Annotated in this window: 22 protein-coding genes; 8 read left to right on the forward strand and 14 right to left on the reverse strand. The window is 72.8% G+C overall.

The window, feature by feature from the left end:
* Positions 1–46: 46 nt before the first annotated feature.
* Positions 47–2,041 (forward strand): SpoIIE family protein phosphatase, encoded by a 1,995-nt coding sequence (locus tag ABGB14_RS04225; protein WP_347642183.1) that lies wholly within the window; start codon positions 47–49, stop codon positions 2,039–2,041.
* Between the two features lie 263 nt (positions 2,042–2,304).
* On the opposite strand, the gene ABGB14_RS04230 is transcribed toward ABGB14_RS04225, so the two are convergent.
* Together ABGB14_RS04230 and ABGB14_RS04235 are read right to left on the reverse strand one after the other, a co-directional pair.
* On the reverse strand, positions 2,305–2,643 hold the full coding sequence (locus tag ABGB14_RS04230) for a hypothetical protein (RefSeq protein WP_347642184.1): 339 nt from the start codon (positions 2,641–2,643) through the stop codon (positions 2,305–2,307).
* Between the two features lie 39 nt (positions 2,644–2,682).
* Complete coding sequence (locus ABGB14_RS04235; RefSeq protein WP_347642185.1) at positions 2,683–3,726, reverse strand: hypothetical protein; 1,044 nt, start codon at positions 3,724–3,726, stop codon at positions 2,683–2,685.
* Between the two features lie 377 nt (positions 3,727–4,103).
* Between ABGB14_RS04235 and ABGB14_RS04240 the strand changes: the two genes are divergently transcribed.
* Genes ABGB14_RS04240 through ABGB14_RS04255 form a run of 4 tightly spaced genes read left to right on the forward strand, consistent with a single transcriptional unit; the run spans position 4,104 to position 9,437 of the window.
* The gene (locus ABGB14_RS04240) at positions 4,104–4,643 is read left to right on the forward strand and encodes a hypothetical protein (protein WP_347642186.1); all 540 of its coding nucleotides are present in this window, start codon (positions 4,104–4,106) and stop codon (positions 4,641–4,643) included.
* Positions 4,640–7,126 carry an Hsp70 family protein gene (locus tag ABGB14_RS04245; protein WP_347642187.1) on the forward strand — a complete coding sequence of 829 codons (2,487 nt, stop codon included), beginning with the start codon at positions 4,640–4,642 and terminating at the stop codon, positions 7,124–7,126. The genes ABGB14_RS04240 and ABGB14_RS04245 overlap by 4 nt, the downstream gene beginning before the upstream one ends.
* Positions 7,127–7,128: 2 nt before the next feature.
* Positions 7,129–7,992, forward strand: coding sequence for an OmpA family protein (locus ABGB14_RS04250; protein ID WP_347643121.1), 864 nt, complete (start codon positions 7,129–7,131; stop codon positions 7,990–7,992).
* Positions 7,989–9,437 carry a hypothetical protein gene (locus tag ABGB14_RS04255; protein ID WP_347642188.1) on the forward strand — a complete coding sequence of 483 codons (1,449 nt, stop codon included), beginning with the start codon at positions 7,989–7,991 and terminating at the stop codon, positions 9,435–9,437. The genes ABGB14_RS04250 and ABGB14_RS04255 overlap by 4 nt, the downstream gene beginning before the upstream one ends.
* 8 nt (positions 9,438–9,445) lie before the next feature.
* Here ABGB14_RS04255 and ABGB14_RS04260 read toward each other — a convergent pair whose 3' ends face one another.
* A complete protein-coding gene (locus tag ABGB14_RS04260; protein ID WP_347642189.1) occupies positions 9,446–10,441 on the reverse strand; it encodes an endonuclease/exonuclease/phosphatase family protein in 996 nt (331 codons plus the stop codon).
* Between the two features lie 70 nt (positions 10,442–10,511).
* Here ABGB14_RS04260 and ABGB14_RS04265 point away from each other — a divergent pair, with 70 nt between their 5' ends.
* Positions 10,512–11,033: a hypothetical protein gene (locus ABGB14_RS04265; RefSeq protein ID WP_347642190.1), complete on the forward strand. Its 522-nt coding sequence runs from the start codon at positions 10,512–10,514 to the stop codon at positions 11,031–11,033.
* A gap of 33 nt (positions 11,034–11,066) precedes the next feature.
* Here ABGB14_RS04265 and ABGB14_RS04270 read toward each other — a convergent pair whose 3' ends face one another.
* From ABGB14_RS04270 to ABGB14_RS04290, 5 genes are all read right to left on the reverse strand, one after another.
* A complete protein-coding gene (locus tag ABGB14_RS04270; RefSeq protein ID WP_347642191.1) occupies positions 11,067–12,236 on the reverse strand; it encodes a cytochrome P450 in 1,170 nt (389 codons plus the stop codon).
* Positions 12,237–12,307: 71 nt separating this feature from the next.
* Positions 12,308–13,522, reverse strand: coding sequence for an FAD-dependent oxidoreductase (locus ABGB14_RS04275; RefSeq protein ID WP_347642192.1), 1,215 nt, complete (start codon positions 13,520–13,522; stop codon positions 12,308–12,310).
* Entirely contained in the window at positions 13,519–13,713 is a 195-nt protein-coding gene (locus ABGB14_RS04280) for a ferredoxin (protein ID WP_347642193.1), read from the reverse strand. Before ABGB14_RS04280 ends, ABGB14_RS04275 begins: the two co-directional genes overlap by 4 nt.
* 107 nt (positions 13,714–13,820) lie before the next feature.
* The gene (locus tag ABGB14_RS04285) at positions 13,821–14,480 is read right to left on the reverse strand and encodes a TetR family transcriptional regulator (RefSeq protein WP_347642194.1); all 660 of its coding nucleotides are present in this window, start codon (positions 14,478–14,480) and stop codon (positions 13,821–13,823) included.
* The gene (locus ABGB14_RS04290) at positions 14,474–15,694 is read right to left on the reverse strand and encodes a cytochrome P450 (protein ID WP_347642195.1); all 1,221 of its coding nucleotides are present in this window, start codon (positions 15,692–15,694) and stop codon (positions 14,474–14,476) included. Before ABGB14_RS04290 ends, ABGB14_RS04285 begins: the two co-directional genes overlap by 7 nt.
* 120 nt (positions 15,695–15,814) lie before the next feature.
* Here ABGB14_RS04290 and ABGB14_RS04295 point away from each other — a divergent pair, with 120 nt between their 5' ends.
* Both ABGB14_RS04295 and ABGB14_RS04300 read left to right on the forward strand, forming a co-directional pair.
* Positions 15,815–17,287, forward strand: a complete 1,473-nt coding sequence (locus tag ABGB14_RS04295; RefSeq protein ID WP_347642196.1) for an MFS transporter — start codon at positions 15,815–15,817, stop codon at positions 17,285–17,287.
* 220 nt (positions 17,288–17,507) lie between these two features.
* Positions 17,508–20,552, forward strand: a complete 3,045-nt coding sequence (locus ABGB14_RS04300) for an NEW3 domain-containing protein (RefSeq protein ID WP_347642197.1) — start codon at positions 17,508–17,510, stop codon at positions 20,550–20,552.
* Between the two features lie 31 nt (positions 20,553–20,583).
* On the opposite strand, the gene ABGB14_RS04305 is transcribed toward ABGB14_RS04300, so the two are convergent.
* Genes ABGB14_RS04305 through ABGB14_RS04330 form a run of 6 tightly spaced genes read right to left on the reverse strand, consistent with a single transcriptional unit; the run spans position 20,584 to position 26,647 of the window.
* On the reverse strand, positions 20,584–21,765 hold the full coding sequence (locus tag ABGB14_RS04305) for a phospholipase D-like domain-containing protein (protein WP_347642198.1): 1,182 nt from the start codon (positions 21,763–21,765) through the stop codon (positions 20,584–20,586).
* Between the two features lie 3 nt (positions 21,766–21,768).
* Positions 21,769–22,806 (reverse strand): dipeptide ABC transporter ATP-binding protein, encoded by a 1,038-nt coding sequence (locus ABGB14_RS04310; RefSeq protein WP_347642199.1) that lies wholly within the window; start codon positions 22,804–22,806, stop codon positions 21,769–21,771.
* Positions 22,793–23,803: an ABC transporter ATP-binding protein gene (locus ABGB14_RS04315; protein ID WP_347642200.1), complete on the reverse strand. Its 1,011-nt coding sequence runs from the start codon at positions 23,801–23,803 to the stop codon at positions 22,793–22,795. The genes ABGB14_RS04310 and ABGB14_RS04315 overlap by 14 nt, the downstream gene beginning before the upstream one ends.
* 2 nt (positions 23,804–23,805) lie before the next feature.
* On the reverse strand, positions 23,806–24,675 hold the full coding sequence (locus ABGB14_RS04320) for an ABC transporter permease (protein WP_347642201.1): 870 nt from the start codon (positions 24,673–24,675) through the stop codon (positions 23,806–23,808).
* Positions 24,675–25,601, reverse strand: a complete 927-nt coding sequence (locus ABGB14_RS04325) for an ABC transporter permease (RefSeq protein WP_347642202.1) — start codon at positions 25,599–25,601, stop codon at positions 24,675–24,677. The genes ABGB14_RS04320 and ABGB14_RS04325 overlap by 1 nt, the downstream gene beginning before the upstream one ends.
* Positions 25,598–26,647 (reverse strand): LacI family DNA-binding transcriptional regulator, encoded by a 1,050-nt coding sequence (locus tag ABGB14_RS04330; RefSeq protein ID WP_347642203.1) that lies wholly within the window; start codon positions 26,645–26,647, stop codon positions 25,598–25,600. The genes ABGB14_RS04325 and ABGB14_RS04330 overlap by 4 nt, the downstream gene beginning before the upstream one ends.
* Positions 26,648–26,666 lie beyond the last annotated feature (19 nt).

Raw genomic sequence — 26,666 nt, forward strand, 5'->3', positions numbered from 1 at the left:
ATGATCACAACCGGTATCATCGCAGGTCATCGCTACAATAAGAGTGATGAATCCCTTTTCCTGGGACGAGTCAGGTGTCCCCGCGGTCGTGATGACCGACGCCGAAGGCATCGTGACCGGCTGGACCGATGCCGCGGAGAAGCTGCTCGGATACCACGCCGGCGAGGTCCTGCACCGTTCGAGCTCGATCTTCTTGGAGCCGGGCGACCGGAGCGCTCGGGGCGACGGCGGGCGCTGGTCCGGTCTCGTCATGGCCCGCCACCGCGACGACGGCCCGCTCCTCCTGCACGTCCATGGCGCCCGTCTGCACGCCGCGGCGCAGCGCGAGAGCTGGCTCCTGACGCTGGCAGCGGACGGCCCGCCGGTGACGGAGCCGATCCTCAGCCGCGCGCCCGTGGCCATCGGCGTCTGGGACGCCGGCCTGCGGTGCGTCTGGCTCAACGAGACGGCCCGGCGCCTGGGCGACGTCTTTCCCCACTACCGGCTCGGCAGCCGGCCCGAGAGCACACCGGGCCTCGACGGGGAGGCCATCGCGGGAGCGATGCGGAGGGTGCTCGACGACGGGACGCCGGTGCTCGACCGCGAGTGCCGATGGGCGTCCGAGGACGAGTCCGCCGAGCAGACCCTGTCGACCTCGCTCTACCGCCTCGACGGGGCGGACGGGCGGCCGCTGGGCGTGTGCGCGCTGGCCATGGACACGAGCCGCAGCCGGGCCCGCGACCGGCTGGCCATGCTCGGAGAGGTCAGCATCAGGATCGGCAGCACGCTCGACGTCATGAAGACCGCGCAGGAGCTCGCCGAGCTGGCCGTGCCGGGCCTCGCCGACTACGTCACGGTCGACGTGTCAGAACACGTCCTGCCCGACGACGAGCCCCTGCGCCGGATGGACGCCACCGAGGTGAGCGTCCCCGTGTTCCACCGCGCGGGCGCGGCCTCGATCCACCGGGAGTTCCCCGAGTCCCTCTGGCGGCGCGGCGAGGTGGTCTTCGTCCCCCCGTCGTCCCCCTTCACCGCGGTCCTGTCCTCAGGCCGGTCCCACTTCGAGCCCGTGATGGACACCTCGCCCTGCACCTGGCTCGACGTCGACCCCGACCGGGCGGAGGTCATCCACGAGACGGGGATGCACAGCCTGATCATCGTCCCGCTCCAGGCCAGGGGGGACATCCTGGGCGTCGCCGTGTTCGTCCGCACCGAGAATCCCGCGCCGTTCACCGAGGACGACCTGAACCTCGCGGAGATGCTGGCCGCCCGCGCCGCGCTCAGCCTGGACAACGCCCGCCAGTACACCCGCGAGCGCACCGCCGCCCTGGCCCTGCAGCGCGACCTCCTGCCGCGCAACCTCTCGGGCGGGGGAGCCGTCGACCTGGCCTGGCGTTACCTGCCCTCCAACGTGATCGGCACCGTCGGAGGCGACTGGTACGACGTGATCCCGCTGGGCGACGGCCGGGTCGCCCTGGTGGTCGGCGACGTGACCGGCCACGGCATCAACGCCGCGGCGACGATGGGACGGCTGCGCACGGCCGTGCGCACCCTCGCGTACCAGGGGCTGCCGCCCGACGAGGTGCTCGCGTTCCTGGACACCATGGTGGTGCGCCTGGCGGAGGAGGACGCGGGCGCGGGCGACGCGCCCCTCGACACCACGGGAGCCACCTGCGTGTACGCGGTCTACGATCCCGTCACCCGGCGCTGCGCCATGGCCGGGGCCGGGCACCCGCCGCCCGCGATCGTGCACCCGTCCGGGGAGGTGCGCTTCGCCCGCCTGCCCAGCGGCACACCGGTCGGCCTGGGGCTCGGCTCCTACGAACGCGTCGAGGTCGAAATCGCCGAGGGCAGCCTGATCGCCCTCTACACCGATGGCCTGGTCGAGCGGCGCGGGGCCGACATCGACGCGGGCCTGCAGCGCCTCGGAACCGCCCTGGCCGCACCCACCCTCCCGCTGGACGACCTGTGCGCCCGGGTGATCGGCACGATGGTGGACGACACGCCCTCCGAGGACGACATCGCGCTCCTCATCGCCCGCACGCGCACCGCGCCCTCCTGACCTCGGCGCGTCCGGCGTCCGCCCAGGCGGTCACCTCGTGTCCGAGACCCGGGATCCGGCCGGGCGCGCGTTCGCGGCGGACGTCGCGGTGCTGAGACGGCGCGGTGGTGACGTCGAACTCGACGCTGCGCTTCCGCGAGCGGGACGAGGCCGGGGCGCGGCTGGTCGAGCACGGGTAGACGGTGAAGGAGGTTCGCGGGGCTCCGGACCGGCCCGGGAGGGAGTGCGTGTTCTTCGCGCAGCGACCCGAGGAACGAGCCGGGTCACGGGTCGTCCTCGTCCGCCGCCGGCGTCTCGTCGGCCATGACCCTGGCCGCTATCACGTAGTCGACGCGGACCGCGCGGTAGGTCTCTCCCTCGGAGACGTGTTCGGGCAGGCCGGTACGGCGGCTGCCGGACCCGGACTCGTGGGCCGGTTCACCAGAGAACGTGACCGCCACCGAAGGCGCCTCCTCGAACGCCACGCTGTCGGCGCGGACCGTCGCGGAGAAGACGATGTCCGCATCCGCGACAAGCCGCGCACCCGGCCGCCTGTCGGGTCGCCTGTCGGGACGCCTTTCGTGCGGTTCGCCGGCTCGCCTGTCGCGGCGCTCGTCACCCATGTCCGTCCCGCCTCCTCCGGTCGCGCTGCCGTCCTGTCCTCACTTGCGGCTGCGGCTCTGAGCCAGGTTGCGTAGCCGGCGTACGCCTGCGCGCCGCGCGGCTCTCCCCAGCTCGCGCAGGGCAGGGCCGAGCGTGGTCGGTGCCGGTTTCCGCGGCTCTCCGTCCTGTGGTCCCCCGTCCTGTGGTTCCCGGAGCTCCGGCTCTTCGTCATGCGGCGTGCGTTGCTTCTCGTCCTCGCCGGGCCGCCCGTCCGCGCCCTGGGGCTTCGCGGGTTCCGCGTTCGCCGGGGCGGTGCCCGCCGCGTTCTCGGCGGCCTGCTGAGCGGTGGCCGGGACTTCTCGCGCCGCGCCACCGGCAGCGCCCGCCCCCTGCTCCGCCGTGCCACCGGCGGTGCCCGCCACCTGCTCCGCCGTGCCCCGCAGCGTTGTGCCCGTGCTCTCGCCGACGTCGCCGACGGTTCGCCCGGCGCCTGCTCCCACATCGCCGGCCGCCTGCGCGGCGCCCGAGCCCACCTCTCCCACGGCCTGCCCGGCGCCCGCGCCCACATCGCCGACCGCGCGGCCCGCGCCTGCTCCGACGTCTCCCACGGCCTGTCCGGCGCCTGCTCCGACGTCTCCCACGGCCTGTCCGGCGCCTGCTCCGACGTCTCCCACGGCCTGTCCGGCGCCTGCTCCGACGTCTCCCACGGCCTGTCCCGCGCCTGCTCCGACGTCGCTCACAGCACGTCCCGCGCCCGTGCCGACGTCGTGCACCGCCCGGCCGGCGCCGGAGCCGACGTCGCGGACGGCGGCACCGACCCCCCGGGTGATGTTCTCGATCAGCTGGGGATTGTCGTCGATCGTCTCCAGGACGTCCCTGATGATGAGGGCGACGTTGTCGAGCCGGACCTTGAGCAGCGCCTGCGCCTCGACCCCCAGAATCTCGAGGTTCACCCGGCCCAGGGCGACGTCCGCCCCTACGTGCAGATGCAGCAGGTCGAGGACGTCCGCGTCCAGCGACACGCGTGCCCGCAGATCATCGACCTCGAGCTTGATCTCGTCGACCTTGACGATCGGCACGTCGAGGTAGACGTCCGGGTCCACGGCACCGCCTGAAGAGTTCGCCTCAGACGGCGCCGGGCGGCTTGCAGCCGGCTCCGGCAGGTTTTCGGACATGTCTTCCCCTCGGGTGGCTTGTCGCAGCCCCTGGCTCACTGCCCGGTGCACCGCAAAAGGGACATATGTATGTATAAAACCGGGTAAAGCATGCCCGCCTGGGGGTTCTGGTTCTCTCCGATGACTGAGGACATAGGGCGAACGCCCAGGCCGTTCTGGCCGAATCCTCCGCACGCGTGTTGCCGGCGGTCCGCCACCTGACGCGCCTGAACTTTCCTTCGTAGCACGGTGGCCCTGGGACCGGTCCCAGGGCCACCGCACTATCTTGCTTTGCCAACCTGCACAATCAGAAAAGGGGGGCTGACGTGGCCCTGCTGAGCTCCATCAGAGCCCACATGCGGCAACTGCAGCATCCTCGGGAGTTCAGGATCCACGCCGCCGTGTGGCCGGCGGACGCCCTTGCGGCGTTCGAACGGCTGGCAGCCGACGAGCTCGTGAGAACGGCTCATGAGCCCATGCCGGCGGAACCCGCGCGGAGCGGCTCCGAGCGGATCCAGCACGACACCCTTTCCGGTTCATCCGTCGCCGATGTGGTGACGAGCATCTGGCGGCTCGACCGGCGGGTACGACGCGTGCCCGGGGTGACCCGATCCGCGACCCGCCATCTGGAAATGGCGTGGGACTCGCTCGTCCAGGCCGGCGTCAAGATCCAGGACCATCTGAACGACCCCTTCGACCCGGGACTTTCGATCAAGGTGCTGTCCTACCAGCCCGCGCCGGAGCTCGACCGCGACCGCGTGGTCGAGACGATCCGGCCCAGCATCTACCTGAACGACCAGATGATCCAGCGAGGAGAGGTGATCGTGGGCACCCCCGACCCCGTCGCGAAGGAAGCCGCTCAGTGACCAGGACCACGATCGACTACGGCATCGACCTTGGCACCACGAACAGCTCGATCGCCGTGCTGAACGGCGTCGACGTCGAGGTGATCAAGAACAATGACGACCAGTCCGAGAGCACCCCCTCCGCGATCTGGATCGACCGCAGGGACCGGCTCTACGTGGGTGACCGGGCCAAGAAGAAGAACGAGATCGACCCCGCGAACACCTGCATCGAGTTCAAGAGCAAGATGGGCATGACCGGCCAGGCCAAGGTCTTCCCCAACGGCGACCGGTCGATGACCCCCGAGCAGTTGTCGGCCGAGGTGCTGAAGTCGCTGAAGGGCGACGTCGCCCAGCGGTACGGCGAGGACCTGCGGGCGGCGGTCATCACGGTTCCCGCGGCGTTCGAGCTCAGCGCCTGCGAGGCGACCGAGCAGGCCGCCCGGCTCGCCGGACTGGCGCACGCCCCGCTGTTGCAGGAACCGACCGCCGCCGCACTCGCCTACGGGTTCCAGTCGATCGCGGACAACGCCTTCTGGCTGGTGTACGACCTCGGCGGCGGCACGTTCGACGCGGCCGTGGTCAACATCAGGGACGGCGAGTTCACCGTCGTCAACCATCGGGGCGACAACACCCTCGGCGGCAAGCTGATCGACTGGAAGATCGTCGAGGATCTGCTCATCCCCGCGCTGGCCCGGCAGCACCGGTTCGCCGACCTCCGCAGGGGAAACCCGCGGTCGCTCGCCGTCATCGCCCAGCTCAAGCAGGCCGCCGAGCAGGCCAAGATCAGGCTTTCGCGGGCGGAGTTCGCGGACATCACCATCGAGCTCAAGGACGACCGCGGCGAGCTGGTCGAGTTCGAGTACGACCTGCGGCGGGCGGACGTGGAGCGGCTCACCGAGCCGTTCGTCGTGCGGTCGGTGAACCTGTGCAGGAAGGCGCTGGAGGAGCGCGGGCTCGGCGCGGCCGACATCGAGAAGGTGCTGCTGGTGGGCGGGCCCACCCTGTCGCCCTACCTGAGGGAGCGGCTAGCCGACCCCAGGGACGGGCTCGGGATCCCGCTCGACCACAGCAGGGACCCGATCACGGCCGTCGCCACGGGCGCCGCCGTCTTCGCGGGGACGCAGCGTCTGGACAGCATGGAGCCGCTGCGCGTGCCGGCCGCCGGCGAGTACGCCGTCGACCTGGCCTACGAGCCGATGGGACCGGAGACCGAGCCGCTCATCGGCGGCCGGGTGTCGGGGGCGGGCACCGAGGGGTTCGCGATCCGGCTGGTCAACCCCGAGGCGCAGCCGCCCTGGTCGAGCGGGAAGATCGTGCTGGACTCCGACGGGACGTTCACCACCACGCTCTGGGCCGAGCGCGGGCGTGCCAACACGTTCCACATCGAGCTCACCGACGCCGCGGGGACGCGCCGGAAGCTCTCTCCCGACCGGCTCACCTACCGCGTCGGCACCGTCGACTCCCAGCCGGTGCTGACCAACTCCATCGGCGTCGGGCTGGAGAACAACGAGTTCAGCGAGCTGGTCAAGCGGGGCACCCCGCTGCCGGCGCGGCGCAGCCACCGGCTGTGGACCACCGTCGCGCTCAGCAGGAGCGAGAACCAGGGCTTCATCAGGATCCCCATTCTGGAGGGTGAGCACCCGCGGGCCGACCGCAACCGGGGGATCGGCCGGCTGCAGATCGATCCGGGCCAGGTCACCCGCGACGTGCCGGCGGGCAGCGAGGTGGAGTTCTCCGTGGTGATCGACCAGTCGAGGCTGGTCGTCGCCCGGGCCTACATCCCCCTGCTCGACGAGGAGTTCGAGCACGTCGCCGACCTCCGTACGGAGACGGCCCCCACGTACGACGAGCTGGCGGGCAGGATCCGCGCGGAGAAGCACCGCCTGAGCGAGGCCCGCACCCAGGCCGCCGACCTCGGAGACGCGCGGGCCCAGGCGCTGCTCGCCACGATCGACGCGGAGGCGACGGTCGCGGACGTCGAGGCGCTGGCCGACGCGGCACGCGCCGATCCGGACGCGGCGACGGCCTGCGGCAAGCGGCTGCGCGACCTCCAGGCCGCCGTCGACGGGGTGGAGGAGGTGATGGAGTGGCCGAAGCTGGTCGCGGAGGCGAAGGAGGCGATGGCGGGCGTCAGGGAGATCGTGCTGGCCAGGGGCGACTCGAACGACGAGCGGACGCTGTCCTCCCTCGAGTCCGCGACGCGGGAGGCCATCACGGCGCACGACACCGCCCTGCTGGGCAGGCGCATGCGGGACCTTTGGGAGCTCGCGGGGGACGTACTGGACCGCACGAACGAGCTGCCGGTGATCCGCTTCGACCATCTCCGGAGCCTGCAGCCGGAGATGCGTGACAGGGGCGAGGCCGCGCAGCTCATCGCCACCGGCAGGAAGGCGGTCGAGCAGGGTGACGTCAGGACGGTACGCGACGTCAACCGCCAGCTGGAGCAAATGTTGCCGGAGCCCCCGCCGCTCGACCTCAGCAGCACGGTCGTGAACGGCTCGTGACCATGCCGCCGTCGATCACCCGCGAGCTGACCCTCGCCCAGGCCAGGGCCCTGGCCAGGGAAGGACGGTACGCCGAGGCCGTGGACCTGCTGGAGGACCTCCCGGGGGACACCAGCGTGGCGGTGCTGGACCTGCTGGCCCGCGTGCACGCCCAGCAGGGCGACCTGGACCGCGCCGACCAGTGCTGGGCGGAGGCGGAAAAGATCGCGCCCGGCGCCACCGAGATCGCGGCGGGGCGGCGTCGGATCGCGGCCATGCGCCCGGCCGGCCGGCGGCGCGGGACCGGCCGGGCGCTGCTGGCCGGCTGCACGGTGCTGGTCACGGCCGGCGCGCTGGCCCTGCTCGTCGACATCCGGATGGAGACGGCCAGGCTGGGGGCGGCGCAGCCGCCTGCCGCGCCGGTCGTCGTCACGCGGACGGTCCCGGCCTCGCCCTCCCCGCCGGCCGAACGTGACGTCCTGGCCGGCGTGCGACTCCAGGTTCCGGGCGTGCGGGTGAGCCGGTCGCGGCAGGAGATCTCCGTCGCCTTCGAGGACGCCCTGTTCAGCGAGGGCGCCACCCTGACCCGGAGGGGGAGGGCCGTGCTCGGCGATCTGGGAGCGCGCCTGCGCCCGTACGCGGGTGAGATCGAGGTCGCCGTCATCGGCCACACCGACAGGAACGCGATCCTGCCGGGCGGCGAGTACGCCAGCAACACCGACCTCGGCCTGGCCAGAGCCGTCTACGTGCGTGAGGTGCTGCGCGCCGCGTCGCGCATCCCCACCACCAGGTTCGCGGTGTCGTCCATGGGCGGGCTCATGCCGCCGTTCCGGGACGACGCGCGCAACCGCACGGTGACCCTGCGCATCTCCGGAGCCACCCGATGACGCTTGCCGACCTCAAGCCGGACCTCTACCGGCAGAACGCCTTCCGGATCACCGGGCTGCCCGTGCGCGCGACGGCGCGCGAGGTCCGGCGGCACACCGACCGGCTGCTTGTCATGGAACGCCTCGGCAAAGCGGGCACGACCCAGGGGATGCTGCCGCCGGAGCGGCCGTTCGACGACGACGCCACGCAGCGGGCGGTGCAGCGCCTCAGAGATCCGGTGGTCCGGCTGGTGGACGAGCTCTTCTGGTTGTGGCCCGTGGACGGTGACGACGCCGCCATGGCCGCGCTGCTGCGGGGCGAACCGGACGAGGCGCTCCACATGTGGGAGCACGCGGAGCGAGGGCCTGCCGGGGCCGTCGCCACGCACAACCTCGCGGTGTTCTCCCTCGTCAAGGCGCTCGAATCGGACGAGCTGGACGACGATCGCCTGCGGTCGTGGCGGCGGGCGTACGCGTGCTGGGCCAAGGTGATCGCCGACGACACCTTCTGGGACCTGGTGCGGGCCCGGGCGGAGGAGATCGACGATCCGCGGCTGACCGCGCGCACGGTCCGGCGGATGCGCGACGACCTGCCCGCGGCGCTGCTGTCGATCAGCGCCCAACTCGCGGCCAGGGCCGTCAGAGAAGGGCGGCTGCGGGACGCGCGCAGGCACGCCGGAGTCATGAGGGGGTTGGGGCAGGCGTCCCAGCTGGTCGACGACGCCCTACGGGCCGCGCTGGAGCCGGAGGCGTCCAGGATGAAGGCGCTCTGCGAGGACGCGTACCAGCAGCTCAAGCCGGATCCCGGCCGCGGCGACGAGATCGCCGAGCGGCTCCTCGACGAGGCCAAGCCCCTGCTCAGGGTGCTCACCGAGGTGCTGCCCGACGACCACTGGGCGGTGCGGGACGCCGGCGACGATCTCGCCCATGCGGCACTCGCCTGCGTGGTGGCCTTCGTCAACGCGACGAAGGAGAACCGGCGTGCACTGGACCTGCTCGATCACGCGCTGGCCCTGGCGGTCACGGACCCCGTCCGCGACCGGGTCCAGGAGAACATCGACATCATCAGCGGCAACCTCTCCCTGCACGCCTGCTTCTTCTGCGGCCGGGACGCGGACCCGTCGGCCGCCCTGGAGCACAAGATGTACGGGGATGTCAACCACCTGCAGTGGAAAACCACGTGGCGGACGGCCACGATCCCCGTGCCGCGCTGTGCTCGCTGCAAGAGCCGGGCCGCGCGGCGGCGGATCGTGATACCCCTGCTCATACTGCTGGTTGTCGCCACGGTCATGGCGTTGATCGCGAGTGTCGCCGTCGTGTTCGGGCTCATCTTGATCGCGCTCGACGCCCTCCTCGTGATCCTTGTGGTGGCCTTGGCCCCTGGCCGCTCCGTCGCTGAGTTCCCCCCGATAACAGATCTGCTGCTCAAGGGCTGGAAATACGGCGCCCGCCCGCGGGGGACATGACGGGCCGGCTACGGTCGCAGCCGCAGGTCCGCGAAGAGCGCCCGGTGGTCGGAGCCCGGCAGGTCGTGCACCTGGACGGCGACCGCGCCGGCCCGGCCGTCGGTCAGCACGTGGTCGATGGCCACCAGCGGGGGCAGCCCCCGGCCCTGCGGCCAGGTGGGCACCAGGCCCTGCCCGGTGGCCGCGGCCGCGTCGGTGTAGCCGGTGGCCAGCAACCGGCGGAAGACGGCGTGGTGGAGGGTCGCGTTGAAGTCGCCGGCCAGGATGCGCGGCGGCCCGGAGGCAGGTGCGGGAGGCAGCGCGGCGACCCCGGCGTGCCACTCCGGCACCGTCGAGGGCACGGGCGCGACCGGGTGCACGACCACGACCTCCACGGCCGAGCCGCCGGGCAGCGTCACCTCCACCACCGGCATGTGGTGCCCGACCGGCTGGAACAGGCCGGTCCGCTCCCGCAGCGGGTGGCGCGCGTACACGCCGCTGCCCTCGGGGCCGCGGAACATCGGCCGGCTCACCTGGTACGGCAGCAGCGCCGGCAGCCCGGCGGCGGCCAGCCGCGCACCGGCCGACCAGGTCACCTCCTGGAGGCTCAGCACGTCGACGTTCAGCCGGCGCACCAGGTCGACGAGCACGGCGGCGTCCCCGCGGCCGCCGTTGAGGTTGGCGGTGAGCACGCGCAGCGGCCGCCCCTCGGCGGAGCCGGGGCCGCCCAGCGTCCGCGGCGCCACGCACCAGATGAGGCACGTGCACACGGCCAGCATGAGCGCGATGGCGGCCCTGCTGCGCACGGCGACCGCGACCGCCAGCATCGCCAGTGCCGCGACCGTGAAATAGGGCGTGAAAGAGACCATCGGCACCAGGAAGGCGCCCGTCTCCAGCCCTCCGGCCCGTACGGCCGTTCCCAGCGCGAACAGCACGGCCACCGCGATGGCCGGCCGCGCTCCCCGCACCCGGCGGCGACGGGGCGGCGCTTCCGGCGCCGCCTCCGCGTCCTGTTGAACCAGCACAGTCGCACGGTAAACGGTCATTCTTAACCGAAGATGAGGATCCGGTCCGGTCTGCTGCCAAGATGGGACGGTGGTGAAGGGCAAGATCGTGTTACTGGCGGTGATCGGCGCGTCGGTCCTGACCGGATGCGCCGCGGAGAACGACCCGTCGCGGGCGCGGCAGGGCGACTGCCTGGAGGCGGTCGGGGAGGGAAAGAAGACCACCGATTTCCGGATCGTCGGCTGTGCCGCGCCGGAGGCGGCGTACCGGGTGGCCATGCGGCTCAAGCGCGGCGAGCGGTCGTGCGGGAGCACCACCTACGGCTACGCGAGCAGCGGATACGTCAGGGGCGGCGGCTGGCATCTGTGCCTGACGCTCAACGCCGAGGTGGGCGAATGCTTCCATCAGGAGGTCGGCTTCCCCACCGGCAAGGCGACCAAGGTGGCGTGCGGGCCGTCGGCGACGTACAAGATCGTCAAGCGGGTCGACGGGACCGCCGACAAGGAGCTGTGCGGCGAGGACGCCGCCTACCCCGTGCGCAACGACCTGGCCCGCCCGATCTACCTGGTCTACCCGGATCCGCCGCTCACGATCTGCACCGACCGCGCGTGACCGTGCCCGCCGGGCGGCGGGCACGGGCGAGTTTCACCAGGTCACGGGAAGTTCGTGGACCCCGTAGACGGACCCGTCGTGCTTGAACGGGATCCGCTCCAGATCCGCCGCCAGCCGCAGGGTGGGGATGCGCCGGTAGAGGGTGCCGTACACGACCTGCAGCTCCATCCGGGCCAGCGACTGGCCCAGGCACTGGTGCACGCCGAAGCCGAAGGCCACGTGGTGGCGGGCCTCGCGGCGCAGGTCGAGCCGGTCGGGGTCGGGGAAGGCGGCCGGGTCGCGGTTGCCGATGTCGTTGGCCAGGATCAGGCCCTCGCCGGCGCGGATGACCTGGCCGGCGATCTCGATGTCCTCCAGCGCGACCCGGCGGCGCCCGTTGTGCGTGATGTGCAGGTAGCGCAGCAGCTCCTCCACGGCCCCCGCGATCAGCTGGGGGTCGTCGGCGCTGCGCAGCAGGTCGAGCTGGTCGGGGTGCTCCAGCAGGGCGAGCGTGCCGAGCGCGATCATGTTGGCGGTGGTCTCGTGCCCGGCGATCAGCAGCAGCACCCCCATCTGGCCCGCCTCCTGCCGCGACAGCTCCCCGGCCTTGACCCGCTCGGCCAGCCGGGACAGCAGGTCGTCGCCGGGCGCGGCGAGCTTGTCGCCCACGAGGCCGTCCAGGTACGCGGCCAGCCGCCCGACGGCGGCGGCGCGCTGCTCCGGGGTGGCGTCCCGCCTGATGACGACCTTGCTGTTGTCCTGGAAGAACTCGTGGTCGTCGTACGGCACCCCGAGCAGCCGGCAGATCACCAGCGAGGGCACCGGCAGCGCGAACGCCTCGACCAGGTCCACCGGCTTCGGACCGGCCAGCAGCTCGTCGATCAGGTCGTCCACGATCTTCTGCACGTCAGGCCGCATGGCCTCGACCCGCCGGACCGTGAACGGCGCGGTCACCATGCGCCGCAGCCGGGCGTGCTCGGGGTCGTCCATCAGGATGAAGCCGATGGACGAGCCGCCGCTGATCCTGGCCGGGCTCGGATAGCCGGGACGGGTGACGTCGGCGCTGACCCTCCGGTCGCCCAGCAGCGCCCGCTGCTCGGCATAGCGCGTCACCAGCCACGGCGTGCTGCCGTCCCAGAGCCGGACCCGCGTGAGCGGGCCCTCCTCCTGCCGGGAGCGCAGCTCCGGCGGCGGGTCGAACGGGCACCCGGCCGCCCGGTCCATCGGGAACCCAGGAATCCCTTTTTCGTCAGAAATGGCCGTCATCGTGTGATGTGTCCTTCCACAGTGGTCGGTCACCGGGCCGCGGTGAGCCCCGCGAACGCGTCGATCTCCTTGCGGCGCAGGCGGGCCTGCTTGGGCATGTTCCAGCCGAGCACGCCGGTGACCCTGCCGCCCTCCCGGTGGAGCGCCACGAACCGGCGCTCCGCCGGGTCCCCCTCCACGACGGTCGCCTCGCCGGACGGCGTCCCGTGCACCTGGATTCTGGCGTCGAACTGGTCGGTCCAGAAGTACGGCACCGGGCGGTAGGCACGATCCTCGCCGAGGATGCCGGCCGCGACGATCCCGGCCTGCTCGGTGGCGTTGGTCCGGTTCTCCAGCCGCAACGACGTGCCGAGCCCGTCGTGGTGCCAGCGGGCGACGTCGCCGGCCGCGTAGACGCCTTCGGCCGCCCGGCAGCGCGGATCGCACACCACGCCGTCCTCCAGGCGCAGGCCGCTGCCCGCGAGCCAGCCGGTCGCCGGGTCGGCGCCGATCGCCACCACGATCACGTCGGCCGCCAGCACCTCGCCGGTGTCCAGGCACACGCCCGTCACCCGCCCCCTCCGCCGGCCCGGCCCGTTCTCGCCGGCGAGCCCGGCGAGCCCGGCGAGCCCGGCGACCCCCGTGCCGGGCCGCAGGCGGACCCCGCGTCCGGTGTGCAGGCCGGCGAGCAGCGCCGCGGCGGCCGGGCCGAGCTGACCGGCCAGCGGCGCGGGCTGCGGCCCGACCAGCGTGACCTCCGCCCCCAGCCCCCGTGCGGTGGCGGCGATCTCGGCGCCCAGCACCCCGTCCCCGGCCACCACGAGCCGGACGGAGGGACGCAGTTCCGCCCGCAGCGCCAGCGCGTCGTCGAGGGTGCGCACCACATGGACCCCGGCCAGCCCGTCCTGCCCGGGAAACGCCCGGGGCCGCAGCCCCGTGGCGATGACGACGGCGCCCGCCCGCAGGACCCGCCCGGACGCGGTGCGGACCGTGCGCGCGGCGACGTCCAGGCCGGTGGCCGGGTCGCCGAGGACGAACTCCGCCTCCAGCGCCGCCAGCGCGGCCTCCGTCCGCAACCGGGCGCGCCCGGGTTCCCAGGCGCCGGACAGGACCTGCTTCGACAGCGGCGGCCGGTCGTAGGGCGGGTGCGGCTCGGCTCCGATGACGGTCAGCTCGCCCCGGTAGCCCTTGCGCCGCAGTGCCTCCACGGTGGCGAGCCCGGCGGCGCCGGCCCCGACCACCAGGACGCCGGAGGGTACGCTCACTCGCTCAGCTCGATCGCCGCCGCCGGGCAGACGTCGGCCGCCTCGCGCACGGTGGCGTGCAGCCGCTCGGGTGGTGCCGCGTCGAGCAGGACCACGACCCCGTCGTCCTCCCGCTGGTCGAACACCTCCTGCGCGAGCAGCACGCACTGGCCGGCGCCGCAGCACTTGTCCTCATCGACGGTGATTCTCATGATGGTTCCCCTTCGTTCGTGCATCGGTCGGGACAGGACTGGTCGACAGGGCCAATCGACGGGGCCAATCGACAGGGCCAATCGACAGGGCCAATCGACGGGGCAGGTCAGGGAGCGCGCGTGACCGGCGCCTGCCACATTCCGACGATCGCGTCGATCAGTCCGGTCGCGGCGTCCTGCCAGCTGGCCCGGGGTGTCGGGACTCCTTCGGCCAGGGCGCGCTCGCGCTCGGCGCACATGTGCACCATCAGCTGGCGGGCCATGTCGTTGCGCTCGGCGCGCACGTCCGCGGGCAGCGCGGGCAGGCACCGGTCGAGCCCGTCGATGATCTGCTGCAGGGAGGGGGAGGTGAGCGACTCCTCGACCATGATCTCGCGGAGCGTGGGATCGGTCATCACCTGGGCGCCGAACCGGGCGAACCAGGTCGGGCTGCCCAGGGAGGCCAGATGCTCGGCGATCGGGCGTACGAGGCAGGCCACCCAGTCGCGCACCTCGGCGGAGTCGCCGACCTCGGCCACCATCCGCCCGCGGATGCGCTCGGTGTGCTCGGCGTGCTTGCGGGCGATCGCCCGCACCAGGTCCGCCTTCGTGCCGAAGTGGTAGCCGACGGCGGCGTTGTTGCCCTGGCCGGCGGCCTCGCTGACCTGGCGGTTGGACACGGCGAACACCCCGTGCTCGGCGAACAGCCGCTCCGCCGCCACCAGGATCTGCTCCCGGGTCGCGCTGGCCCGTCCGGCCCTCGGGGTTCTGGCGGCCACGGTCACCACCGCACCGGGACCTCGCGCAACCCGCCGACGGCCAGCCCTTCGACGCGGTGCAGGTCTTCCGCGGGGACGGCGAGCTCCAGCGAGGGCAGCTTGCGCAGCAGCACCTCGAGCACGGTCTGCAGCTCGGTGCGGGCCAGCGACTGCCCGAGGCATGAGTGCGCGCCGGAGCCGAACGCCAGGTGCGGGTTGGGGACGCGGTCCAGCCTCATCTCCCCGGCGCGCTCGAAGGCGTTCTCGTCGCGGTTGGCGGCGGCCATGCTGCACACCACGGTGGTGCCCCGGGGGATGACGGCGCCGGCGACCTCGACCTCCTCGCCGATGTAGCGCGGCATGCCGAAGCCCGGGTTGGCGTCGAACCGCAGCGACTCCTCCACCGCGGAGCGCACCAGCGAAGGATCGGCGAGCAGCCGCTCCCAGCGCCGCCGGTCGGCGAGCAGCATGGCCACCATCTTGCCGATCATGTTGGCCGTCGTCTCGTGCCCGGCGACCAGCAGCCCCATGCCGGTGGCGACCAACGCTGTGTCGGGCATCGTCTCGCCGGCGGCGTCGGCGCCCTTGATGAGCTCGCTGAGCAGGTCGTCGCCCGGCCGCGCGCGCCTGGCGGCGACGTGCTCGCCCATGTACGCCACGAACTCGGTCTGCGCCGCGTCGATCTCCGCCTGCGTGTAGCGGGTCAGGTTGAGCAGCGTGTCGGACCAGTACGCGAACTTGTCGCGGTCGGAGTCGGGGACCCCGAGCAGGTCGCAGATCACCCACACGGGCAGCGGGAAGCCCAGGCTCGCCTTGAGGTCGGCCGGATGGCCCTGGGCCACCATGTCGTCGATGAGCCGTTCGGCCATCTCCTCGATGCCGGGCTTCAGCGCGGCCATGCGCTTGGCCGTGAACCACTTGCCGACCATGCGCCGCCACCGCTGGTGCCCTTCGCCGCCCTGCGGGATGGTCGTGGCCATCGAGCTGTTGAACACGCCGCCCGACTCGTTGGCCGCGATGCGGGCCGCGTCGTCGGCGTTGAGCTGCCGGGTGAAGCGCGGGTCCGACAACACCAGCTTGACGTCGTCGTACCTGGTCAGCAGGGAGGCCTGGTCGCCGCTGGGGAGCGTCACCCGCGCGACGGGGCAGCGCTCGCGCAGCCGCGCCCACTCGGCGGGCGGCTCGAGTGCGGCCTCGCTGGGAATGGGGTAGTTCAACGCCTGTTCCACGTCGTCGTGGCCCATCACGACCTCCTCTGGACTGACCGCGGATTTCGCCGCCAGTTAACCGGGCCGGTTAGCTTAAGTCAAGCGACTGATTTAAAATGGCGCGACGTCCTGTTTCGCCACCCACGGAGGCACCACATGCCCCACGTCCCTGCCGAGCCCGCCGCACCGCCACGCCGGCCCACCGTCGTCGTGGCGGTGCTGGCCTTCGCCGGGATCGTGGTCGCGCTCATGCAGACGTTGATCATCCCGTTGATCCCGCAGCTGCCCGCGCTCCTGGGCGCCACCGCGTCCGACGCCACCTGGGCGATCACCGCGACCCTGCTCGCGGGCGCGGTCGCGACGCCGGTGGTGGGGCGGCTCGGAGACATGTACGGCAAACGCCGCATGCTCCTCGTCAGCCTCGCCCTGCTGGTGGCCGGCTCGGCCATCGGCGGCCTCAGCGACACGCTGGCCCCCATGGTCGTGGGACGCGCCCTGCAGGGCCTGGCGGCCGGCGTCATCGCGCTGGGCATCAGCATCATGCGCGACGAGCTGCCACCCGAGCGGCTCGGCTCCGCGACCGCGCTGATGAGCGCCTCGCTGGGCGTCGGCGGCGCGCTCGGCCTGCCCGCGGCCGCCCTGCTCGCGGAGAGCACCGACTGGCACGTGCTGTTCTGGACGTCGGCCGGCTTCGGCGTGCTCGCCGCCGTGCTCGTGGTGAAGCTCGTGCCCGAGTCCAGTGTGCGCAGCGGAGGGCGATTCGACCTGGTCGGCGCCGCCGGCCTGTCCGCCGGGCTGATCTGCCTGCTGCTGGCCATCTCCAAGGGCGCCGACTGGGGATGGGCGGGCGGCCTGACGATCGGCCTGTTCGCCGCGTCGGCCGTGGTGTTCGCGGCCTGGGGATGGTGGGAGCTGCGGACCAGGCAGCCGCTTGTCGACCTGCGCGCCACCGCGCGCCGCCAGGTGCTGCTCACCAACCTCGCCTCCGCCGTGTTCGGCTTCGCGATGTTCGCCATGTCCCTGGTGCTCCCGCAGGTGCTGCAGCTGCCGGTCGCCACCGGCTACGGCCTGGGGCAGACGATGCTGGCCGTGGGCCTGGTGCTCGCGCCGTCCGGCCTGGTGATGATGGCCATGGCGCCGGTGTCGGCGCGCGTGTCCCGAGCCAGGGGCCCCAAGGTGACGCTGATGCTCGGCGCCGCCGTGGTCGCCGCCGGCTACGGCCTGAGCGTCGTGCTGATGTCCGCCATCTGGCACCTCGTGCTCGTCTCCGCCGTGATCGGCGCGGGCATCGGCATCGCGTACGGCGCCATGCCCGCGCTCATCATGGCCGCCGTCCCCGTCTCGGAGACGGCGGCCGCCAACAGCCTCAACACGCTGATGCGCTCCATCGGCACGTCCGTCTCCAGCGCGGTGGCGGGCGTGGTGCTGGCCCAGCTGACGGTCACCTTCGGCGCGCTCACCGCGCCGTCCGAGAACGGCTTCCGCCTGGTCATGGCGATCGGCAGCGGCGCGGCACTGGTCGCGCTCGCGATCGCGGCGTTCCTCCCCGGCCACCGCCGCTCCGGCGCCTTCCCGGCCACCTCCCGCGTGCCCACGGGGGCCCCGGCGGAGGCGCCGGGGAGCGGCTGACGCCGGGGAGCCCGCCCGCACGGATCGGCGCCTGCTCCACCGCGCCGAGCGCCACCACGGCGACGACGGCGGTTTCCCGGACGGGCGAATCTTGCGTATCGCCGGCGAGTGGTCAATAGTTGAGCAATATCGGTCAGGTTCGGTCGATCAGTTGACCGGAACTGAGCGGGCCCGGGTGCCGCCCGGTCGCCGTCACCCCCCGAGAACGCCCGAGGTGACCATGAGACGCACGGCCGCCGCGCTGGCGATGCTCGCGGTGCTCGCCGCGCCGCACGCCCTGATCCCCGCCCCGGCGGCCGCCGCCCCCGAGCCCTCGCCGACGTATCCCGAGGTCGGCAGGGGCACGGACTTCCTCGACCACCGCGCGCTGCTGGCCGGCCTCGCCGAACCTGAGTGGTACGAAGCCAACATCCCCTTCCTGGACGTGCCCGACCAGGAGATCCAGGACGTCTACTACTACCGCTGGAGCACCTTCAAGCGGCACATCCGCTACACCGGCTCCGCGACCGGCCACATCATCACCGAGTTCCACAACGCCCCCGGCTACGCCGCGCCGCTGGGCGGCATCGTCGCCGCCGCGGGCCACCACGTGTACGAGGGCCGCTGGCTGCGCGACCCCCGCCCGATCGACGACTACCTCACCTACTGGCTGCGGGGCCCCGGCGCAGGGCCCAAGCCGAAGGAGGACTTCGTCAACGAGGACACCGACGACTGGGCCCACCAGTACGCGTGGTGGGCGGCCGACGCCGCCTACCAGCGCTACCTCGTGACCGGCGACGCGTCCTTCGTCGAGAACCTGCTGCCCGACCTGGTCCGCCAGTACGACAAGTGGGGCGGCCAGTACGACGAAGGGCTCGGCCTCTACTGGTCGGTGCCGGTGTGGGACGCGATGGAGTACACCGCCTCCTCCTACGAGACCGACCCCGAGGACCCCTATCACGGCGGCGCGGGCTACCGGCCGACGCTGAACGCCTACCAGTACGGCGACGCCAGGGCCATCGCGGCGATCGCCGGGATGCGCGGCGACAGGTCGCTGGCCGAGACGTTCGAGCGGCGGGCCGACGCGCTGCGCGACGCCCTGCACCGCCACCTGTGGGACCCGGAGCGGCGGTTCTTCTACCACAAGGCCCGCGCCGACCTGGACCCCGAGCAGAAGCTGGTGACCACCAGGGAGCAGATCGGGTTCGTGCCGTGGGCGTTCGGCATGGCCAGGCCCGGCACCGAGCGGGCGTGGGCGCAACTGCTCGACCCGCAGGGGTTCGCCGCGCCGTACGGGCCGGCCACGGCCGAGCGGCGCAGCCCGCTGTTCATGAAGGACGCGCTGAGCGGCTGCTGCCGCTGGAACGGGCCGAGCTGGCCGTACTCGACGTCGACCACGCTGACCGGGCTGGCCAACCTGCTCAACGGGCGCGACCAGGACGTGGTGACCGCCGCCGACTACTACCGCCTGCTGCGCGGGTACGCGCTCACCCAGTACAAGGACGGCCGCCCGTACGTCGCGGAGGCGCACCACCCCGACGAGCCGCGCTGGATCTACGACGGCAAGGGCCACAGCGAGCACTACAACCACTCCACCTTCAACGACCTGGTGATCAGCGGCCTGATCGGGCTGCGCCCGCAGGCGGGCGGCAAGGTCGTGGTCAACCCGCTGGCCCCCGCGGGGTGGACGCACTTCGCGCTGGAGAACGTGCCCTACCACGGGCACAACGTGACGGTCCTGTGGGACCGCGACGGCACGAGGTACGGCCAGGGCAAGGGCCTGCGCCTCTACGTGGACGGCAGGCTCGCCGCCACCCGGCCGGGGCTCGGCGAGCTGGCCGCCCGCGTGCCGGGCCCGGCTCCCCACCGCGCCGAGCGCCCGAGCAACGACGCCGCGAACCCGCACGGCACCGGCCACCCCAAGCCGTTCGCCTCCTACACGGGCGCCATCGACAGCGTGTGGGACGCCGTGGACGGGCGGATCTTCTACGACGACATCCCGCACAGCCGGTGGACGAACCACCGCTCGCCGAACCCCGAGGACCATCTCGGCGTCGACTTCGGCGTGCCGACCCGGGTGAGCGACGTGCGGTTCCACAGCTACGACGACGGCGGCGAGGTGCGGGCGCCGGCGTCGTACCGGCTGGAGTTCCTTGACGGCGGGGCGTGGCGCGAGGTGCCCGGCCAGGCGCGCACGCCGGAGCGGCCCGCAGGCGCGGCGCTGAACCGGGTCACGTTCCCCGAGCTGACCACGACCGCGATCCGGCTGGTGTTCGCGCCGCAGCCCGGCGCGTACGTCGGCGTCACCGAGCTGCAGGCGTGGTCGCCCGCCGCCGGCGACACCAGCCTCGACGCGACCGTCACCGGGCAGGGCACGCCCGCCGCCGTGACCACGACGTTCGCCAACCACGGCCGCAGGCCGGCCACGAAGGTGAAGGTCGAGCTGGCCGTGCCGCCCGGCTGGTCCGCTGAGCCGCGCGGCAGGACGGAGACCCCCGTGGTGCGGCCGGGCGGCGAGTTCGCGGTGCGCTGGCGGGTGTCGCCGCCGGACGGCGAAGGGCCGCGCCCCGACGTTCACCCCGTGCGGGCCTTCGCGACCTACGACCGGCAGGTGCGGGCGGTGAGCGCGTACGCGCACGTGGAGCGGGAGCTCGACCCGGCCGCGTACGCGAAGGTCGAGGTGGAGGACACGTTCGCCACCGACACCTCCGCGGGCTACACCGTGCACCGGCCGGAAGGCGGCGAGGCCGAGCCGGAGATCACGGTCGGCGGGGGCAGGTTCGCGGGCAGCGGCGCGCGGCCGTTCTTCGGCGTGGTCGCGGGACCGGCGGGGCCGTCGTCGGCCGACGCGATCAGCGTGGTGACGGCCGGCTCCTTCGCCGGCACCGGCAGCGCCGAGGACAGCGTGTTCGTCGGCTGGGTGAAGGACCAGGACAACTACGTGACCGCCTGGTACAACCACACCCGCAAGCAGTCGGGCATCAACGTGCGGGTGGGCGGCCGGTTCCTCGACACGCCCGGTGACGCCGCGCTGACCCTGGCGCCCGGCGACCGGTTGGCGCTGGTGCTGTCCGGCGACACCATCACCTCCTTCGCCCGGACGGCGGGCACGGCCGGCGGGTCCACGACGGGCGGCGCACCCGGCGAGTGGCGGCGGCTGCGCACCGCCTCGATCGGCGGCACCCTCGCCACGCCGCAGGCCCGCGAGGGCTTCCGCCACGGCTTCGGCCTGCGCGGCACGTCCGGCACGATCGCCATCACGGGCCTGGAGGGCCGCAGCGGCTAGACGGGCCGCCCGTCCCGCCACGGGCGTCCTGCTACGGCTGGGTCGCCGGCGCGGCCACCTCGCGCATGCGCTCGAAGTTCGCCACGTACTGCTCGTAGACCTTCCGGTTGTTCAACCGCAACAGCACCTCGTCGTTGCGGCGCAGCGAGGTCTCGTTGTAGTTGTGGCTGCCGGTGAACACCCGGCGGGCGTGGCGGTCGCCGTCGTACGAGCCCTCGACGAGCAGGTATTTCGAGTGCACGCGGCCGGGCAGCGCGGCCCCGTCGCCGAGGGCGCGCAGCTCGACGCGCGGCTCGGCCAGCAGGAGCTCCTTGACCTCGTCGTCCATGATCCCGTAGACGATCCGCACCGTGCAGCCCTGGGCCGCCAGGTCACGCAGCCGCCGCGGGATCGCCACGCGGTAGGCGTCCCACTCCGACATGCCGACCCTGATCGTCGTCCCGCCCCGGCAGGACACCTTGCCGAGCTCGTCGACGACGGGGTCGCCGCTCGCCTTGGGGAAGAAGCCGGCCCGTACGGAGCCGCCGGGCCCGCCGGTCTGGACGACCCGGTAGTAGTCGAGGTTCTTGCGCTCCGCGGCGAGGTCGGAGAAGTAGCCGGCGTAGGCGTCGTACAGGCGCCGGTTGCCGGGCAGGACGACCGCGTTGTTCCAGTACGTGGTGGAGTTGAGGTCGGTCAGGTTGGCCGACGACTGCACCACCACCTCGGAGGCGTGGCCGGTGCGCGAGAACAGGTAGAACTTGTTGTGCTGGCCCTTGTTGCCGATGCAGGCGGCGGTGCCGCCGGAGGGCGGGCCGGTGCACACGTGCAGCCAGGAGCGCGCCGAGGTGTCCGTGCCCAGCGCCGCCGCCAGCTTCTCCGCGACGGCCGCGCCGCGCCTGTCGCCGTCCAGGACGACCCGCACGTCCACGTCGCGCTGGTGCGCCTTGACGAGCTCGTCGGCGAACTCGGTGCCCGCGGCGCCCGACATGACGAAGTGGGCGACCTGGATGCGGGCGCCCGCGGGCGTCTGCTTGACGAGGCCGCAGAGCTTCTGGACGAGCGCCGCCCCGTCCCCGCTCACCGGGTCGTTGAAGACGGCCGCCGTCGTCACCGGCGTGGCGGGCGCGTCCGCGCAGGTGCTCGCGGAGGCGGCGGCCGGGCCCGCGCCCGCGAGCACGGTGGTGGCCATCAGGGCGCCTGTGGCGAGCGCGGGCAGGAACGTGCCTGGCATGGATCACTCCTTCGTGAGACGGCCGCTCTCGGGCGCCGTCGTTGCGGGGGGCGGAAGCGCTCCGGGGAAGTGGCAGGCGACCGGGTGACCCGTGTCCCGTTCGACCAGCGCCGGTTCCTCGTCGCGGCATCGATCCTGGGCCTGCCAGCAGCGTGTACGGAAACGGCAGCCTGTCGGCGGGCGCAACGGTGAGGGAACATCTCCGGTCAGGACGATCTCGTCGCGCCCGCCGCCGGGCCGCCAGTCGTCCAGGCTGGGCGCCGCCGACAGCAGGGCCTGCGTGTACGGGTGGGCCGGGTTCCGGTAGATGTCCTCCTTGGAACCGGTCTCGACGATCTTGCCCAGGTACATCACCGCCACCCGGTCGCACAGGTGCCGGACGACGCCCAGGTCGTGCGAGATGAACAGGTACGACACGCCCAGGTCGCGCTGCAGCTCCTGCAGCAGGTTGAGGATCTGCGCCCGCACCGAGACGTCGAGCGCGGACACGGCCTCGTCGCAGACGATCAACCGGGGCCGCACGGCCAGCGCCCTGGCGATGCTGATGCGCTGGCGCTGCCCGCCCGAGAACTGGTGGGGGTAGCGGCCGGCGTGCTCGGGGCGCAGGCCGACGCGCTCCAGCAGGGCGCGCACCTCCTCGTCCCACCGCTCGCGCGGCACCAGCCCGGGGTGGATGCGCCACGCCTCCTTGATGAGGGCGGCGACGGTCATGCGCGGGTTCAGCGAGGCGTACGGGTCCTGGAAGACGAGCTGGATGTCGCGGCGCAGCCTGCGCAGCTCCCTGGCGGGCAGGGTGCCGAGGTCGCGGCCGTCGAACAGGACCCTGCCGCCGGACGGGCGCACCAGGCCGACGATGGTCCGCGCGATCGTGGACTTGCCGCACCCGGACTCGCCGACCAGCCCGACGGTCTCGCCCGCGCCGACGGTCAGGCTCACGCCGGCCACGGCCCGCACCTCGCCCCCGCGCCGGCCGATCCCCGGCCGCAGGCGGTAGCTCGTCACCAGGTCGGACAGCTCCAGCAGGGGTTCAGCCCCGGCCATGCGCGATCACCTCCTCCGCGAAGTGGCAGGCACTGGTACGCCGAGCGCGGAGCTCGCGCGGGGCGGGGTCGTCGGTGCGGCAGACGTCCCTGGCGAACGGGCAGCGCGGGTGGAAGGCGCAGCCGGCGGGCCGCGCGGCCAGGTCGGGCGGCCGGCCGTCGATCGCCTCCAGCGGGGCGCCGAGGTCGCGGGGGTCGGGCACCGCCCGCATCAGGCCCAGCGTGTACGGGTGGGCGGGCCGCTCGTACACCTCGGCCACGGTGCCGGTCTCGACGATGCGGCCCGCGTACATGACGGCCACCCGGTCGGCCGCCCGCGCGACCACGCCGAGGTCGTGGCTGATGAGGACCATGCCGAGCCGCTCGGCCCGCTGCCGCTGCCGCAGCAGCCGCAGGATCTGCGCCTGGACGGTCACGTCCAGCGCGGTGGTGGGCTCGTCGGCGATGAGCAGCCGCGGGTCGAGCGCCAGCGCCATCGCGATCATCACCCGCTGCCGCATGCCGCCGGAGAAGCGGTGCGGATGGTCGTCGAGCCGCCGCTCGGCATCGGGGATGCCCACCTGCGCCATCAGCTCCGCCGCCCGGCGGCGGGCCTCCGCCCGGCCGGTGCCGCGGTGCCTGCGGAACATCTCCGCGATCTGGTAGCCCACCGTCAGCGACGGGTTCAGCGCGCTCAGCGGATCCTGGAAGATCATGGAGATGCGCTCGCCCCGCAGCGCCTGCCACTCGCGGCCGGACAGCCCGGCGACGTCGCGGCCCTCGATCGAGACGCGCCCTCCCGCGATGCGCGCCGACTGCGGCACCAGCCCCATCAGCGCCTGCGCGGTCACGCTCTTGCCGCTGCCGGACTCGCCGACGATCGCGAGCGTCTCGCACTCGTCGACCTCGAAGGACACCCCGCGCACGGCCCGCAGCGGCCCCGCCGGCGTGTCGAACTCCACGGCCAGGTCCTCGACCTCCAGCAGCGGGGCTGCGGATCCGTTCGTCCTTTCACTCATCGTCACAGCTCCGTCATCGGGTCGGAGGCGTCACGCAGCAGGTCGCCGAGGACGCCGATGCTGACCACGACGAGCGCCAGGGCGGCGCCCGGCACGGCCGCGATCCACCAGGCCGAGGCGAGGTAGTCGCGGCCTTCGGCGATCGTCGAGCCCCAGGACGCCTGCCCGGCGGGCACGCCGAGGCCGAGGAAGCTCAGCGACGCCTCGGCGACCATGGTCAGGCCGACCTGCACGGTGGCCGCGACCATCAGCGGCGGCAGGCACGACGGCAGGATGTAGCCGGCGAGGATGCGGGCGTGGGAGGCGCCCATCACCCGCGCCGAGTCGACGAACTCCCGGTCGCGCACGGCGAGCGCCGAGCCGCGCACCACCCTGGCGAAGATCACCCATCTGGTGACCGCCAGGGCGATGATCACGTTCACCATGCTGGGGCCCAGGACCCCGGCCAGCAGGATGGCCAGCAGCAGGCTGGGGAAGGCGAGCTGGATGTCGCCGACCCTGGAGATGATCCCGTCGGCCCAGCCGCCGAAGTAGCCCGCGAGCAGGCCGAGCAGCAGCCCGACCGTTCCGCCGACGGCCACGGTCACCAGCGCCACGGTCAGCGAGGTGCGCATCCCGGCCAGCACCTCGGCCAGGAGGTCCTGCCCGACCTGGTCGGTGCCGAGCCACGCCGTCGCGCCGTCGGACAGCCGGGCGCCCGGCGGCAGCAGCCGGTCGACCGGGCTGGTGCGGGCCGCGTCGTACGGCGCCAGCAGCGGCCCGAGCAGGCCGGCCAGCACGAACAGCAGCACGGTCCCGAGCGCCAGGTGCGCGCGCAGGGGCAGCGCGGCCAGCCGGCCGGCGAGCGTCGCGCCTCGCACGTTCACTGTCATCAGGCGTTCTCCAACTGGATCCTGGGGTCGAGATACACGTAGAGCACGTCGACCAGCAGGTTGAGCAGGATGTAGCAGACCGTGATCACGGTCAGGACGGCCTCGACCACGGCGTAGTCGCGGAAGGTGATCGAGTCGATGAGCAGCGACCCGATCCCGGGCCAGGCGAAGATCACCTCGACGATGACGCCGTTCGCGATGAAGTAGCCCATGAGCAGGCCCAGCATGGTCACCACCGGCACCAGGGTGTTGCGCAGCACGTGGATGGAGAAGACCACCCGCGGGCTCATGCCCTTGGCGTGGGCCGTGCGGACGTAGTCCTGGTTCATCTCCTCGAGGATTCCGGTGCGTACGAGCCGGCCCAGCCAGCCCACGAACGGCAGCGCCAGCGTGAACGCGGGCAGCAGCAGGCTGACCATGGTGCCGTCGGCCGTGCTGGGCAGGATCTGCAACCAGCGCGCGAAGATGAGCGAGAGCATGATGCCGATCCAGAACGGCGGCAGCGCCTGGCCGACCAGCGAGGACACCGAGACCAGGTGGTCGGCCCAGGTGTTCGCGCGGCGGGCGGCGAACGTACCGGCCGCGAAGCCCAGCACGATGGTGATCACCATCGCCCACGCCGACAGGGACAGGGTCGAGCCGAGGCGCTCCAGGCAGGCGTCCAGGGCGCTGACGCTCTGCCGCCAGGAGTGGCCGAAGTCGAGGGCGACGACGTCCCGCATGTGGGTGGCGTACTGGACGAGCAGGGGCTCGTCGAGCCCGAGGTTGCCGCGCAGCTCCTCCAGCGCCTCGGGCGTGGCCTGGCTGCCGAGGATCAGCTCGGCCGGGTCGCCGGGCAGCACCCGCAGGGCGATGAAGACGATCGTGATCGCGCCCCAGATCTGGAGCAGCGCCTGGGCGAGCCGCCGTCCGAGGTAGGCGGTCATGTGCCGCCCCCGCCGCTCGACGCCCGCACGACCAGCCGGGGCGGGAACAGGACCTGCTCCGGCGCCCCCGCCGCCGCGCCGAGCCGCCGCAACATGCGGTCGACGGCGGACACGGCGATGTCCGCGGCGGGCAGCTCCACGGTGGTGAGCGAGGGGATCACGTAGGGGGCGAACGGGTGGCCGCCGTAGCCGACGACCAGGATGTCGTCGGGGATCCGCAGCCCGGCCTCGTCGGCGACCCGGTAGACGCCGAGCGCGAAGTAGTCGTTGCCGGCCACGAACGCCATCGGGCGCTGCGCGGACCGCACGACCTCCCTGGCCAGCCGGTACGCCTCGCTCGGGTCCCACGGCATCGCGCTCTGCTCCAGCCGCCGGGTCGGCACCCTGATCACGGTGTCGGGTTCGACGGGCAGGCCGCTGTCGGCCATGGCCCGCCGGTAACCCTCGACGCGGTCGGCGACCGCCGAGACGCCCAGGTCCTCCTCCAGGAAGTAGATCTTCCTGGCGCCCTGGGCGACGGCGTGCCTGGCGGCCTCGTAGCCGCCCTTCACGTGGTCGACGCCCACCAGGTCGGCGTTCAGCTCGGGCACGTCACGGTTGATCAGGACCAGCGGGACGCCGGCCGCGCGGAAGCGCCGCCAGTGCTCGGCCCCCTCCTGCACCGTCACCACGAGCACCCCGTCCACGCCGCGCCGCAGCAGCTCCTCGGCCGCGCGCCGCTCGTTGGCCAGGCTCTCCTCCGTCGCCATCAGCAGTAAGGAGTAGCCGTGCCGCCGGCAGTGCTGCTCCATCCCGCTGATGAGCTGGGCGTAGAACGGGTTGGACGGATTGGTGATCACCATGCCGAGCGTGCTCGCGGAGCCGAGGACCAGCGACCTGGCCGTGGAGTTGGGCACGTAGCCCAGCCGCTCGGCCTCGGCCTTCACCCGCTTGCGCGTCTCCAGGCCGACGCTGTCCTTGTCGGCGAGGGCTCTGGAGACGGTGTTCACGGAGACGCCGAGGCTCTCGGCGATGTCCTTCAGTGTCGTACGGCGTGCCTCACGCATGGCGCTCCCGGGCTGGGGT

This window comes from Nonomuraea sp. B10E15 (assembly GCF_039871615.1).
In the GTDB taxonomy this organism is placed as follows: Bacteria; Actinomycetota; Actinomycetes; order Streptosporangiales; family Streptosporangiaceae; genus Nonomuraea.